We start from the raw sequence: 12,869 nt of genomic DNA, 5'->3' as shown, positions 1-12,869 counted from the left end.
TGTGGCCGAACCTTGTTCAGCATCCGGTCAGCTCGCATTCTTCCTGGCGTTGGTGAAGTACGTGTTCCGTGCGATGCGCGAATCACCGAACGTGACGGCCCGCTCCCGCCTCGATCCGGTGGCCAGCGTCGCACCCCAGTTCAGCAGCGTGCCAATACGATTGCGAGCTCCGGCCAAGAAGACGATATGGATGACCCCCCACGACAACCAACCCAGGCGTCCCGAAAGATGAAGTGGCCCGGCCTGAACGAGCGCGTGGCCCCGCGCGACATATGCCGCACTGCCCAGGTCTCGATACTTGAACGGCGTCCGCGTGGCGGCGCCGCCCGATGCGACCTCCGCAGCGATCAGCTTGCCCGCGTACCGTCCGCCCTGCATCGCGACCTCTGCCACACCGGGCAACTTGTCGCGGGACATCAGGTCACCGACCACCCAGATGTTCGGATGTCCGGGGACCGTCAGGTCCGGTTCGACGGCGATGCGCCCGGACCGGTCCTGCGGGACACCCAACGCCGCGGCGAGCGCCTTGGCAAAAGGCACGGCCTCCACACCGGCAGTCCAGACGACGGTCTGTGTTTCATACCGACTCGTGGTTTTCGGCTCCGCCTTGGTGGTCGTCTCGACATAACCGGGACCGATCTCGGTGACATGAACCCCGAGGTGGGTCTCGACACCGACCCGCTCCAGCGTGCGCTGTGCATTCTTCGACAGTCTCTTGTCGAAGGAGGGCAAGACCCGGTCACCGCTGTGGAACAGCAGCACCCTGGCCTCGCAGGGATCGATCGACCGGAACTCGTTCGTCAGGGCATGCAGGGCCAATTCACGGATCTGACCGGCGATTTCCACACCGGTCGGTCCACCACCGGCCACCGCAAAGGTCAGCCAGCGCGCTCGCTCTTCGGCGGTTGGAAGTGACTCGGCCATCTCGAATGCGGTGACCAGTTTGCGGCGGATGGTCAAGGCGTCGTCCAGCGTTTTCATGCCCGGCGCCCAATCGATGTACTCGTCGTGCCCGTGATAGGCCTGCTGCATCCCGGCGGCGACCACGAGGTGGTCGTAGGGCAGATCGAACATCGACCCATCGCTTCGGCAGGCCGTCAGCGTTCGGGTGTCGACGTCGATCGCCGTCGCTTCACCCAGTGCCACATGGGTATTCTTCTGCCGCCGCAACAGGTGTCGCAGCGGACTGCCGATCGAGCCCTCGGACAGCACGCCCGTCGCACATTGGTAGAGCAGCGGCTGAAAGACATGACTTGTTCCGCGGGACAGCAGGGTGACGTCGACGTCGGCGTGCCGTAGTTTTCGGGCGGCATTCAGTCCGCCGAAACCTCCGCCGACGATCAATACACGCGGGCGCTCAGATGTGGTCATGTTCTCTTTCGGTCGCGAATTGCCACCACCAAAGGCTTGAGCAACAAGCCTTTCCATCACTGTCGTGACTACTGCGAAAGTCTATCCCCCTCCCTTTCTTGCTGTGTGGTGCATCACCGCCAGGTTCATTGACCGATTGAGTCATACGCTTTAAGTTCAATCAGTCGGCTGCTTTAGTACTCACGCGCCCACGAACCTGAATCTCTCTGGAGGCGTTACATGCACGTTCCCGTAGCCGGCGACACCACCAAGGCTCCGCCGCCTGGGCCTATCGTGGCGATCCTGGCGTTCTCCGGTGTGGTCGCGGCCCTGATGCAGACCGTGATGATCCCGATCATCCCCGAACTGCCCAAACTCCTCGACGCTTCACCGTCCGACACCGCATGGGCCGTCACCGCCACCCTGCTGACCGGCACCGTCGCAGTACCCGTCATGGGTCGACTCGGAGATATGTTCGGCAAGCGCCGGTTGCTGCTGCTGAGCCTGATGCTCCTGGTCCTCGGTTCCGTCGTCGCCGCGCTGAGCAACAGCCTGATCCCATTGCTTCTCGGTCGGGTGTTGCAGGGTCTGGCGGGAGCGGTGATCCCGCTGGGAATCAGCCTGATGCGCGATGCACTCCCCAAAGAGAAGTTGGCGAGCTCGGTGGCCATGATGAGTGCCTCGCTCGGCATCGGCGGTGCACTCGGCCTGCCCATCTCGGCCCTGATCGCCGAATACGCCAACTGGCACTTCCTTTTCTGGATCTCCGGTGCACTCGCTGTACTTGCCACCATGCTGGTCCTGGTGTTCGTTCCCGAATCTGACGTCCGCAGCGGCGGCAGCTTCGATTACGTTGGCGCCGCATCGCTCTCGACCGCGTTGATCGCCCTACTGCTCGCGATCTCCAAGGGCTCCGACTGGGGCTGGACCAGTGGCACAACCCTGACGCTGGCAGCGCTCTCGGTCATCGCGTTCGCTGTCTGGGGCTGGTGGGAGCTGCGGACCAAGCTGCCACTTGTCGACCTGCGGGTCACCGCCGGCCGACAGGTGCTCTTCACCAACCTGGCATCGGTTGCCCTGGGCTTTGCGATGTTCGCCATGACGCTGGTGTTGACGCAGGTACTCCAGCTACCCGAGAGCACCGGGTACGGGATGGGCAAATCCACTCTGATGACCGGCCTGGCGATGGCCCCATTCGGTGTGGTGATGATGCTCGCGGCCCCCGTGTCGGCGCGGATCACCAACTCGCGAGGCCCCAAGACAACCTTGATGATCGGTGCCCTTGTTGTTGCTGCCGGATACGTCCTCGGGGCCTTTGCCCTCAGCACCGTCTGGCAGATCATCATCGTCGGCATCATCATCGGCATCGGCACCGGTTTGGCCTATGGCGCCATGCCCGCGCTGATCATGGGTGCCGTCCCGATGTCGCAGACCAGCGCTGCCAACAGCTTCAACACGCTGATGCGCTCGCTCGGAACATCCTTCGCCAGCGCCATCGTCGGCGTGATCCTGGCTCAGATGACGATCTCGTCCGGCGGGTTCGACGTGCCGTCCGCGGACGCATTCAAGGTGACCATGCTGCTGGCCGCCGGAACCGCACTCCTCGCTTTTGCGTTCACAGCGTGCGTTCCTCGCTTCCAGCCACAGCCGTCCCCGGTCGAGCTGCCCAGCGACGCCACCGACATCGAAGGGTCCACAACCGCTGCTCGCTGAATCGTCCGCCGATACGCTCCATGCGTCATGGTGCGTGGAGCGTATCTGCGTTGAACGAGGCCTCGGAGGTGAGCGGTGGAGTACATCGATTGTGTGGTGATCGGTGCCGGTGTGATCGGTTTGGCCATTGCCAGGCAGCTCGCCCGCAGCGGGCGTGAGGTACTCATCATCGAACGGTCCGAGTTGATCGGGTCGGAAACCAGTTCACGGAACTCCGAGGTCATCCACGCCGGTATCTACTATCCCGCCGGCAGCGCCAAGGCACGCTACTGCACGACCGGCCGAGACAAGCTCTACGCCTACTGCGCCGACAACGGTGTTGATCACCACCGGATCGGCAAGCTCATCGTGGCAACCGATGCCGATCAGTTCGACCGCTTGTTGGGCATTGCCGCTGCCGCAGAGATCAACGGCGTCAACGATCTTCGGATGGTCCACACGGACGAACTCTCCGACCTCGAACCCGACTTGCAGGCCGGACGGGCACTGTTGTCACCGTCCACCGGGATCGTCGACAGCCATGGACTGATGAGTGCCCTGCGGCGTGATGCCGAAGAATCCGGCGCAACCACGGTGCTGCGCAGCACCGTGATGGGCGGATCGGTTGCCGGGACAGGCAAGGATTCGTCGATCGTCCTGACCATCGATGACACCGAGATCTCCTGCGGCACAGTGATCAACAGTGCCGGGTTGGGCGCGTGGGATGTTGCGGCGCAGTTCGATGGCTTTCCTGCCGAGCACCTTCCGAAGCGCTACTACGCCAAGGGGAATTACTACACTCCGACCGGCGTCAAGGTGCCCTTCTCGCGACTCGTCTATCCAATCCCCGTCGACGGCGGACTGGGCGTACACCTGACCCTCGACCTCGGCGGTCAGGCCCGTTTCGGCCCGGACGTCGAATGGGTGAACCGTGTTGACTACCGGGTCGATCCGACCCGAGCAGACAGTTTCTACTCCGAGATACGCCGGTACTGGCCTGCGCTACCCGACAACTCGCTCACGCCCGCCTACTGCGGTGTCCGGCCGAAACTCTCCGGCCCGGGCGAACCGGCCGCCGACTTCCTGATCCAGGGCCCCGCACAGCACGGAGTCACCGGGTTGGTGAATCTGTTCGGCATCGAATCCCCCGGGCTCACATCCTGTTTCGCCATCGCCGAAGCGGTGGCCGACGTCGCCGACTGACCGGTGCACCCGCCTTCGATAGGGGTCTAGCGGCTGGATGTCCGGCGGAGGCGGGTGTTCACGAACTCGCCCATCCCCCAACGTCCGAGTTCTCGACCGAACCCGGAGCGCTTGACGCCGCCAAAAGGCAAGCCCGGCAACGTTGTTCCGTGCTCGTTGATGTACGCCATACCGACCTCGAGGCGATCGGCGATGTCGCGGGCCTTGTCGAGGTCGGAGCCCCAGACCGAACCGCTCAAGCCGAAGTCGACGTCATTGGCGAGCTTCACCGCCTCGTCCTCCGACGCCACGGAGTAGACCATCGCGACAGGACCGAAGATCTCCTCGGAGTAGGCGTCCATGTCCTTGGTGATCCCGGTCAGCACGGCCGGACGCATGAAGGCGCCATCTCCATCGACCGCTTCACCGCCGGTGTGCAACTTGGCGCCCTGCGATACGGCCTTCTTGACCTGATCGACCACTGTGTCCCGGGCATTGACCGACGACAGCGGCCCGACCACGGTGTCGGGATGTGAGGGGTCACCCACCGTGGCCGACTCGAACTCCGCGGTGACCGTCGCGACGAATGTGTCGAAGTCTTTGTCGCGCACGATGAAACGCTTGGGACTGTTACATGCCTGGCCCGCGTTCGACAATCGACCTTTGGCCGCGGTCCGCGCCGTGTTCTCCAGATCGGTGGTCTCGAGAACGATGAAGGGATCGGACCCACCGAGCTCGAGTACCGCCTTCTTCAGATTCCGCCCCGCCGTCTCGGCGACGGAGGCTCCCGCCGCTTCGCTGCCCGTCAACGACACTCCCCGGACGCGGGTATCGGCGATCATGTCGGCAACCTGGTCACTGGACGCAAAGACGTTGATGTACGCGTCGGTCGGTACGCCCGCCTCGTGAAGCTTCTCTTCCATCAGCTGAGCCGACCCGGCACAGATCGACGCATGTTTGAGAATGATCGTGTTGCCCGCCATCAGGTTCGGAGCCACAAACCGGGCAACCTGATAGTAGGGATAGTTCCAGGGCATGACACCCACGAGCGGACCGACCGGTTCTTTCTGAACAATCGACTCGTCCGCCCCGCCGACGTCGAGCTTCTCGCTCTTGAGCAGGTCCGGCCCGTGCTCCGCGTAGTAGCGGTAGATCGCCGCAGCCAACTGCACTTCGCCAAGCGCCTGTTTTGTCGGTTTACCCATCTCCGTGGTGATGGCCTGCGCCAGCTTGTCGGCCTGCTGTTCGTACAGGTCAGCGGTCCGGGCCAGTGCTGCGGCGCGTTCGGCCGGACTGGTGGCCCGCCACGGCTCAAACGCCGCCATCGAACGGCTCAGTACGTCTTCGACACCCGCCGCGGTAAGGCTCTCGAACTCCCGCTCGGTCTTGCCGGTGGTCGGATTTGTGGTCGTGTAAGTACTCATCCCCCCCGAGTACCCAAGTAACACCGGCTTAACACAATGATGTGCGGTTCTGGCGAACAAACTCCCAGGACGGGACCGCCAAAACCGCACATCATCGAGGTTTTCAGGTCAGTGCGAGACCGCCTTTTCGACGCCGACCCCGGTGAGTGAGCGAACCTCCATCTCGGCCTGCTTCGCTGCGTTCTCCTGCTTGCGACGCCCGACGTAGGTGCCGATCACGGCCAGCAGGAAGCCGGCGGGAATCGAGACGATGCCCGGGTTCGACATCGGGAAGAAGTCGAAGTTCGCATCGGGGAACATCGAGGTCGCCTTGCCGGACACAGCTGGTGAGATCACGATCAGTCCGATGCAGGTGATCAGGCCGCCGTAGATGCTGAAAAGCGCACCAGTGGTGTTGAACTTCTTCCAGAACAGCGAGAACAGCAAAGTCGGCAGGTTGGCCGAGGCGGCAACCGCGAAGGCCAGGGCCACCAGGAAGGCGATGTTCTGCCCCATGGCCAGGATGCCCAGCACGATCGAGACGAGGCCGATGACCACAACGGTGATCCGCGAAACCCGGACCTGCTGCTCCTCAGATGCCTTGCCGCGCTTGATGACACTGGCATAAATGTCGTGAGCGAATGAGGCGGAGGCGGTGATGGCCAGTCCGGCAACCACGGCGAGGATGGTCGCGAAGGCCACCGCCGAGATCACGGCCAAGAAGATGGTGCCGCCGAGCTCGAATGCCAACAGCGGCGCGGCTGAGTTCTCCTTGCCCGGTGCGGCGAGGATCTTGTCCGGGCCAACCGATTTGGCGGCACCGTAACCGAGAACCAGGGTGAACAGGTAGAAGGCGCCGATGAGTCCGATCGCCCAGGTGACCGAACGACGCGCCTCTTTGGCGGTCGGGACCGTGTAGAAGCGCATCAGGACGTGGGGCAGACCAGCGGTACCGAGAACCAAAGCGATGCCCAGCGAGATGAAGTCGAGTTTCGACATCTCGCTGATGCCGTACTTTGCACCGGGAGCAGCGATGTCACGGCTCGCGACCGCCTCGTTTGCCGACCCACTCACGGTGGCCTGCGCATCGGCGATCAACTGCGAGAAGTTGCCCTTCACCGCGAACAACACGAGGAAGAACATGACGCCTGCACCGGCGATGAGGAGAACCGCCTTGACCATCTGGACGTAGGTGGTGCCCTTCATGCCGCCGATGAGGACGTAGGCGATCATCAGGACGCCGACCACGGCGACCACAATACTTTGACCGAACTTGCCGTCGATGTTCAGTAGCAGGGCGACAAGTCCACCCGCACCGGCCATTTGGGCCAGCAGGTAGAACAGCGAGACCGTCAGGGTGGACAGCGCCGCGGCCATCCGGACCGGACGTTCCTGGAGTCGGAAGCTCAGAACATCGGCCATCGTGAACCGGCCGGTGTTGCGCAGCAATTCGGCAACGAGGAGCAGAGCCACCAGCCAGGCAACGAGGAAACCGACCGAGTAGAGGAAGCCATCGTAACCGTAAACGGCGATGGCGCCTGCGATACCGAGGAACGATGCGGCCGACAGATAGTCGCCTGCGATCGCAAAGCCGTTCTGCGGTCCGGAGAACTGGCCGCCACCGGTGTAGAAGTCGGAGGCCTTCTTGGTGGTCTTGCTGGCCCGGATGACGATCGTCATGGTGATGACGACAAAGGCCACGAAGATGGCGATGTTGAGTGCGGGGTTACCTACCGAAGCGGTATCCGCGGCGAGAATGGTCATTTGACCGGTCCTTCCAGCTCTTCGCGGATGGCCGCGGCGCGAGGATCGAGGTCACGATTGGCGAATCGCACGTAGACGGCCGTGATGACAAACGTCGAAACGAACTGCCCGAGACCGAAGATGATGCCGATGTTGATGTTGCCCCACACTTTGGTGGCCATGAAGTCGTGCGCGTACGTGGCGACGAGGACATAGAGCATGTACCAGGCCAGGAAGAAGCCCGTCACGGGGAAGACGAACACGCGTAGTCGACGGCGCAGATCCTGGAACTCCGGACTTGCCTGCATGTCGATGAACGCCTGTGCGTCCGGAGCCGGTCGCTCGGGCGACCTATCCGGGCTCAGGTCTGATGTGGTCACGGGAGACTCCTGACATAAACGAGTGAGAGAACCTGTCAGGAGACGTTATTGAGGTCCAGGTCACATGAATATGGTGTGGTCGCAGTCACACGGTGAGCTGTCGAACTGTGCGACGAACGGTCGATTCTGAGCGACGAACGGTAAGCGGCCGCGCCCCGAACCGGGATCAGCCGCGTGGGGACTGCCGACGCGATCGGAACGTTTCTAGGTGCCGGCGACGAGCGCAGCCACGGCGCTGCGGATCGCCTCGCGCTCGGGGCTCGGGGCCACGAGACCGTCCGCACCGATCAACGCTCGTGGGATCGGCACGTTGACGCAGGCTGCATCGATGATTCGGGCGTCGGTGTACTCGAGCACGGTGCGCAGCGACGCGTACGTTCCGACGGACCGGTTGTGGATCGATGACGGGTTGATCCACCCGGTTGGCTTCTGCGTCGTCTCCACACCGCCGACGGTCCACTCCAGCAGGTTCTTCAGCGCCCCCGGCATAGCGCCGGCGTACTCCGGTGTGCTGAACAGCAGCGCAGTCGACTCGTCAATCAGGCGACGCAGCTCGATCACGGCCGGCGGCGGGGAGTCGTTGTCGAGGTCGGGGTTGAAATGCGGCAGATCGCTCAGCCCGGCATAGGTCACCGCGGTGGTGCCTTCGGGCACCACCGCGGCCGCCGTCGCGACCACCGCAGCGTTAACTGAACCCTCACGGACGCTGCCACTGATCATCAGGATGCATTGAGCCGTCATCCGGCCACTGTAGGCGGCAAACGATGGAGTTCTGTTCAGCACGATCTGCGATTGATTCACTCCTGCTCCTCCGGCATCACCACGATGTGGAAAACGAATCGAAACGCCGGTACGAGGGCTACATTCCTCAGAGAACCGACTGGGGAGGATTGAGTCCATGGATAGAGGTCTGCCGGATTCACTGGCTGGAGTTGGGCTGACTGCGATCGGAGTGGCGTTGATCCGCGCGCGCGAAACGGTACGCGCGGATGCTCTGTTCGCAGATCCGTACGCACAGCTTTTCGCTGAGGCCGCCGAGACAGCGTTCTTCGACCAGGACGCGCCCGAGGACGCTGTCGACACGTGGGAGCGGATGCGACAACTCGTTGACGACTTCTACGATGATCGCGTTCTGGCCACGAAATTCTTCGACGACTTCTTGCTCGCGGCCTGCGAGCAAGGGTGCGAGCAGGTCGTCATCGTGGGGGCAGGCCTGGACACACGCGCCTTTCGACTGCCGCTTCCGGCGCACATACCGGTCTTCGAAATCGATCTCCCACCGATGTTCGACTTCAAAGAACAGGTACTGGCGAAAGTCCAGGCCCCCAGACCCGGACTGCGACACACCGTTGCCACCGACCTACGCGGACAGTGGGAGCATGACCTGCTCGCATCCGGGTTTCGCCAGGACGTTCCGACCGCCTGGCTGGAAGAGGGCGTGCTGCCTTACCTATCCGACGACGTCGTCAGGAGCGTGCTCACGACCATCACCGAACTCTCGGCTCCGGGCAGCCGGCTTGCTCAGATCGCCCAACTCGCAACGGCACCAACACAATCAACGTCCGAGCGGTACCAGAAACTCAAAACGCTTGTCGGCGCGCCCGACACCGCTACCACGGGGCGTACCGACCGCGACACCACCAGCCAGCTCCACCACATGAACTGGCAGACAATCATTCAAGGTCAATCCGATCTGCAAGACCGCTACGGTCGGCTCACCCCATCCCCCGAAGGCACCCATTATCTGACCGCGGTTCTCAAGCCGTCGGACTCCACTCCCCTTTCCTAGTGCGATCACCATAGTTGTTGCGGCACTGCATTTTTCGCAAGCGGACCGCCGCCAGACAACCGCGCGGATCGAGGTCACGATTGGCGAATCACACAGAGACGGCCGTGACTACAAACGTCGAAATGAACTGCCTGAGAACGATGTTGATGTTTCCCCGCACTTTGGTGGCCATGAAGTCGTGCGCGCTGTGCGACGAACGGTCAGTCTCGAGCTGCACGTAATAGCCCGGGGCATTCAGGCGCGCGGCAGCACGCCGACGAGCGTCGCAGTGAAGGATGACCGCAGGGCTTCGTCTAGCTCCGGATGAAGTATGCCGAGGGCGGGTTCGTCCGCGTAGACAGTCAGGAGGCTCGGTGGCGTCGGGACGTACGCCGACAGCGCGCCCGCCGAGATCAGGCTCGTAAAGCAGAACATCTGAGCGCCATCGCCGAGCTCTGGCAGGTGAAGACGCATGAGATCGGCCATGTCGGCGAGTCTGGTGAGGGAGGAACGCTTGTGCTGCTTGGCCACCTCGACCGAGACGTTTCGCTCCAGAACAGCACCCTGCGCGCCGAAGAGGTGGCAGAGCACCACCCGTTCCGACAGTGACCGGCCGAGGATCTCGGCGAGCTGACCTGCTCGCACGTCCGGCGTGGCCTGCGCCTCGACGCCCGCGTCCAGTTCGTCCGCCAGCTCGGCGAGCCAGCTCCCCATGAAGGCGTCCTGCAGTTCGAGCAAGACCGCCTCGCGCGACTCGAAATACCGCAAGACGTTCGACTTGGCCAGGCCCACCTGCCGGCTGAGCTCGTTGAGGCTCACCTCGGCCACGGGCATCTCGTCGAGCATCGCCGCCGCCGTGTCCAGGATCGCCCTGCGACGTATCTCGCGCTGCTCCTCGCTGCGTGCCCGCTGAAATGTCACGGTTTGACCTTAGCTTAAAGACCACCGGTCCGTTGGGGGAATTAAAGACCGTCGGTCCCTTGACAGGAGACCGCCGGTCTTTTATGTTTATTCCACAACAGACCGATGGTTTCTTAAGGAGTACGTCATGAGCAGCAACTGGAACGACCAAAACATTCCCGAGCAGCACGGCCGGGTGGCGATCGTGACCGGCGCCAATACCGGGCTGGGCTTCGAGACTGCGCGAATGCTCGCCGAACGCGGGGCGACGGTGGTCCTGGCCGTCCGTAACATCGAGAAGGGCAGGCAGGCAGCCGCCCGCATCAACGGCGACGTCACCGTCCAGGCCCTCGACCTGACCTCACTGGATTCGGTCCGCTCCGCCGCGGCCGACCTACGCGCCGCCCACCCGCGCATCGACCTACTCATCAACAACGCGGGCGTGATGCACACCCCGCGCCAAACCACCGCCGACGGCTTCGAGCTGCAGTTCGGCACCAACCACCTCGGCCACTTCGCCCTGACCGGCCTGCTGCTGGACCGGCTCCTGCCCGTCCCCGGCTCCCGCGTCGTGACGGTGAGCAGCATCGGCCACCGCATCCGGGCCGCCATCAACTTCGATGACCTGCAGTGGGAGCGCTCATACAGCCGCATCGCCGCCTACGGCCAGGCCAAACTCGCCAACCTGATGTTCACGTACGAACTGCAGCGCCGGCTCGCCCCGCACGACACCACGATCGCAGTCGCCGCCGACCCCGGCCCGTCCAACACCGGACTCGCCCGCAACCTGCCCACCGCGCTCCGTCTGCCCCTCACCGGGCTCGCACCACTGCTCACCCAGAAGGCCGCCATCGGCGCCCTGCCCACCCTGCGCGCAGCCACCGATCCGGCCGTCGTCGGCGGGCAGTACTACGGCCCCGGCAACCGCAGGGCGATCCGGGTATATCCCGAACTGGTCACGTCCAGCCCAGACTCGCACGACCGAGTGGTCCAGCGGCGCCTGTGGACCGTCTCCGAAGAGCTCACCGGCGTGACGTTCCCTCTCAGCCTGGCCGTCCGGTGACAACGACCGAGAGCTGGCCAGCGAGAGTAGCCCGCTGATAGTCGGACAAGTACAGGTCAGCGTGGTCCTGGAGATAAGTGGGGCCCTGAGCCGGGGCTGAAAGCCAGTGGCCACAGTGCACAGATGGTGGCAGCGTCCTGGTCTCCGCCGATGGTGTCGCTGGAACTGGCTTCAGAGAGTATCGCTCCGGTCAGCGGGCCGGCGTTGGCGACAGACATCGAGGATGTCGGCTCGATGGCGCCGCTCAGGTTCCCGAAGACGCGCCCGACGACATCGCTTCGGCGATCGCGAATCGATTCTCGTAAGTCGTGGTCGCCAACAGGTACCGCTGCCGGCTCGCGACACTAGCTCGTGATCCAGAGCTCCTCGGGCAAAGATGAACCGAGGGAATACATCTGCAGTCCGTGGACGTCGTTGCCCGACATGATCGAGGGTGTTGCCCGGACGTACCAGAGCCCCAGGGCAAGAACGACCAGCCGCTCCTGCGCGGTTTGGTATGCGGCCCTTCGCTCCTCGACTGTCACGGCGTTGCAGCCGACATCCAACGCGTCACTGAGTTGCTGATCGTCGACGCCCATGAAATTGCCCGACCTGGCCATCGCCCTCATAGACCACCTCGTTGATCGCGTCCAGGTCCACGACCAAGGAGACCGCCTGGCGCGCTCGCACGTCATTGAACGGGGCGCGACGGAAGTTCAACCATGTCGAAAATTGCATTGGTCACCGGATCCAACCGGGGACTGGGTTTCGCCGTGGCGGAAGCGCTGGGCCGTGCCGGCTACACGGTGATCATCAGCGGCCGATCCCACGAGAAGGTGATGTTGGCCGAACAGGAAGATCCACAGTCACAGTACTTTTCGATGGTCGCGCCCGCTTATCAGGCATCGAAGGCTGCGCTCAATTCGATCACGCGCCGGACGCAGTGCTGTTCGGCGTCTACTGACCGGCGACCTTGCCGGTGCTGATCGCGACCCGGTTCCAGGTGTTGATCGTGAAGATGATCGCAAGGATGTGCGCCATCTCCGCCTCGTCGAACAGCGCGGCAGCCTCCTCGTACACCTCGTCGGGTACGCCGCCGGTAATCTGGGTCACGGCCTCGGTCAGCGCGAGCGCGGCCAGTTCCTTTGCTGAGAAGTAGAGCTTCGCCTCGCGCCAGACCGCAACCAAATGCAGGCGCATATCGTCCTCGCCCGCCTTCCGAGCGTCGCTCACATGCATATGGAGGCAGTAAGCGCAGCCGTTGAGCTGGGACGACCGGATCTGTATCAGTTCGACCAGCGCGGGGTCGAGGCCCTCGCGGGCAGCGGCGTCGAAATTGATCAACGCTTTGAAGACTTTCGGGGCTGCAGCGGCGAAGTCGACTCGGGACGCGGTGGTGTTGGTCATGA

At 63.4% G+C, this 12,869-nt stretch carries 14 protein-coding genes; 5 read left to right on the top strand and 9 right to left on the bottom strand.

The genetic code is table 11. The features are described from left to right. Positions 1–27: 27 nt before the first annotated feature. The gene (locus tag AC1TPF_RS04140) at positions 28–1,371 is read right to left on the bottom strand and encodes an NAD(P)/FAD-dependent oxidoreductase (protein ID WP_482142753.1); all 1,344 of its coding nucleotides are present in this window, start codon (positions 1,369–1,371) and stop codon (positions 28–30) included. Between the two features lie 219 nt (positions 1,372–1,590). On the opposite strand from AC1TPF_RS04140, the gene AC1TPF_RS04135 reads away from it, so the two are divergent. Both AC1TPF_RS04135 and AC1TPF_RS04130 read left to right on the top strand, forming a co-directional pair. After that, positions 1,591–3,063 (top strand): MFS transporter, encoded by a 1,473-nt coding sequence (locus AC1TPF_RS04135; RefSeq protein ID WP_482142752.1) that lies wholly within the window; start codon positions 1,591–1,593, stop codon positions 3,061–3,063. A gap of 75 nt (positions 3,064–3,138) precedes the next feature. Further along, on the top strand, positions 3,139–4,245 hold the full coding sequence (locus AC1TPF_RS04130) for an NAD(P)/FAD-dependent oxidoreductase (RefSeq protein ID WP_482136379.1): 1,107 nt from the start codon (positions 3,139–3,141) through the stop codon (positions 4,243–4,245). Between the two features lie 26 nt (positions 4,246–4,271). On the opposite strand, the gene AC1TPF_RS04125 is transcribed toward AC1TPF_RS04130, so the two are convergent. The 4 genes from AC1TPF_RS04125 to AC1TPF_RS04110 all read right to left on the bottom strand — a co-directional run bounded on the left by AC1TPF_RS04125 (position 4,272) and on the right by AC1TPF_RS04110 (position 8,551). Beyond that, entirely contained in the window at positions 4,272–5,648 is a 1,377-nt protein-coding gene (locus AC1TPF_RS04125) for an NAD-dependent succinate-semialdehyde dehydrogenase (RefSeq protein WP_482136380.1), read from the bottom strand. Between the two features lie 108 nt (positions 5,649–5,756). Then, on the bottom strand, positions 5,757–7,391 hold the full coding sequence (locus tag AC1TPF_RS04120) for a solute symporter family protein (RefSeq protein ID WP_482136381.1): 1,635 nt from the start codon (positions 7,389–7,391) through the stop codon (positions 5,757–5,759). Next, on the bottom strand, positions 7,388–7,750 hold the full coding sequence (locus tag AC1TPF_RS04115) for a DUF485 domain-containing protein (protein ID WP_482136382.1): 363 nt from the start codon (positions 7,748–7,750) through the stop codon (positions 7,388–7,390). Before AC1TPF_RS04115 ends, AC1TPF_RS04120 begins: the two co-directional genes overlap by 4 nt. Before the next feature lie 204 nt (positions 7,751–7,954). Next, positions 7,955–8,551, bottom strand: coding sequence for an NADPH-dependent FMN reductase (locus AC1TPF_RS04110; protein ID WP_482136383.1), 597 nt, complete (start codon positions 8,549–8,551; stop codon positions 7,955–7,957). Positions 8,552–8,648: 97 nt separating this feature from the next. Between AC1TPF_RS04110 and AC1TPF_RS04105 the strand changes: the two genes are divergently transcribed. Then, positions 8,649–9,539, top strand: a complete 891-nt coding sequence (locus AC1TPF_RS04105; RefSeq protein ID WP_482142751.1) for an SAM-dependent methyltransferase — start codon at positions 8,649–8,651, stop codon at positions 9,537–9,539. Between the two features lie 234 nt (positions 9,540–9,773). Here AC1TPF_RS04105 and AC1TPF_RS04100 read toward each other — a convergent pair whose 3' ends face one another. Continuing rightward, the gene (locus AC1TPF_RS04100) at positions 9,774–10,439 is read right to left on the bottom strand and encodes a TetR/AcrR family transcriptional regulator (protein WP_482142749.1); all 666 of its coding nucleotides are present in this window, start codon (positions 10,437–10,439) and stop codon (positions 9,774–9,776) included. Positions 10,440–10,566: 127 nt separating this feature from the next. Between AC1TPF_RS04100 and AC1TPF_RS04095 the strand changes: the two genes are divergently transcribed. Then, positions 10,567–11,481 carry an SDR family NAD(P)-dependent oxidoreductase gene (locus tag AC1TPF_RS04095; protein ID WP_482142747.1) on the top strand — a complete coding sequence of 305 codons (915 nt, stop codon included), beginning with the start codon at positions 10,567–10,569 and terminating at the stop codon, positions 11,479–11,481. 344 nt (positions 11,482–11,825) lie between these two features. On the opposite strand, the gene AC1TPF_RS04090 is transcribed toward AC1TPF_RS04095, so the two are convergent. Both AC1TPF_RS04090 and AC1TPF_RS04085 read right to left on the bottom strand, forming a co-directional pair. Continuing rightward, a complete protein-coding gene (locus tag AC1TPF_RS04090) occupies positions 11,826–12,089 on the bottom strand; it encodes a hypothetical protein (protein WP_482144097.1) in 264 nt (87 codons plus the stop codon). Beyond that, the gene (locus AC1TPF_RS04085) at positions 12,031–12,198 is read right to left on the bottom strand and encodes an ABC transporter substrate-binding protein (protein WP_482142745.1); all 168 of its coding nucleotides are present in this window, start codon (positions 12,196–12,198) and stop codon (positions 12,031–12,033) included. Before AC1TPF_RS04085 ends, AC1TPF_RS04090 begins: the two co-directional genes overlap by 59 nt. Here AC1TPF_RS04085 and AC1TPF_RS04080 point away from each other — a divergent pair. Then, positions 12,183–12,446 carry an SDR family NAD(P)-dependent oxidoreductase gene (locus AC1TPF_RS04080; protein WP_482142743.1) on the top strand — a complete coding sequence of 88 codons (264 nt, stop codon included), beginning with the start codon at positions 12,183–12,185 and terminating at the stop codon, positions 12,444–12,446. The genes AC1TPF_RS04085 and AC1TPF_RS04080 overlap by 16 nt on opposite strands. Here the strand turns inward: AC1TPF_RS04080 and AC1TPF_RS04075 are convergent. After that, positions 12,418–12,867: a carboxymuconolactone decarboxylase family protein gene (locus AC1TPF_RS04075; protein ID WP_482142741.1), complete on the bottom strand. Its 450-nt coding sequence runs from the start codon at positions 12,865–12,867 to the stop codon at positions 12,418–12,420. The genes AC1TPF_RS04080 and AC1TPF_RS04075 overlap by 29 nt on opposite strands. Positions 12,868–12,869 lie beyond the last annotated feature (2 nt).

It is taken from the genome of Williamsia sp. Y853 (assembly GCF_056786495.1).
Note: the sequence above shows the minus strand (reverse complement) of the source record. Positions and strands in the feature narration are given on the sequence as shown.

Bases quoted from the DNA above. Each gene is read 5' to 3' on its own strand.
- AC1TPF_RS04080 (WP_482142743.1), top strand. From the start codon at position 12,183: ATGTCGAAAATTGCATTGGTCACCGGATCCAACCGGGGACTGGGTTTC.
- AC1TPF_RS04095 (WP_482142747.1), top strand. From the start codon at position 10,567: ATGAGCAGCAACTGGAACGACCAAAACATTCCCGAGCAGCACGGCCGG.
- AC1TPF_RS04125 (WP_482136380.1), bottom strand. From the start codon at position 5,648: ATGAGTACTTACACGACCACAAATCCGACCACCGGCAAGACCGAGCGG.
- AC1TPF_RS04105 (WP_482142751.1), top strand. From the start codon at position 8,649: ATGGATAGAGGTCTGCCGGATTCACTGGCTGGAGTTGGGCTGACTGCG.
- AC1TPF_RS04120 (WP_482136381.1), bottom strand. From the start codon at position 7,391: ATGACCATTCTCGCCGCGGATACCGCTTCGGTAGGTAACCCCGCACTC.
- AC1TPF_RS04075 (WP_482142741.1), bottom strand. From the start codon at position 12,867: ATGACCAACACCACCGCGTCCCGAGTCGACTTCGCCGCTGCAGCCCCG.
- AC1TPF_RS04140 (WP_482142753.1), bottom strand. From the start codon at position 1,371: ATGACCACATCTGAGCGCCCGCGTGTATTGATCGTCGGCGGAGGTTTC.
- AC1TPF_RS04090 (WP_482144097.1), bottom strand. From the start codon at position 12,089: ATGAGGGCGATGGCCAGGTCGGGCAATTTCATGGGCGTCGACGATCAG.
- AC1TPF_RS04085 (WP_482142745.1), bottom strand. From the start codon at position 12,198: ATGCAATTTTCGACATGGTTGAACTTCCGTCGCGCCCCGTTCAATGAC.
- AC1TPF_RS04135 (WP_482142752.1), top strand. From the start codon at position 1,591: ATGCACGTTCCCGTAGCCGGCGACACCACCAAGGCTCCGCCGCCTGGG.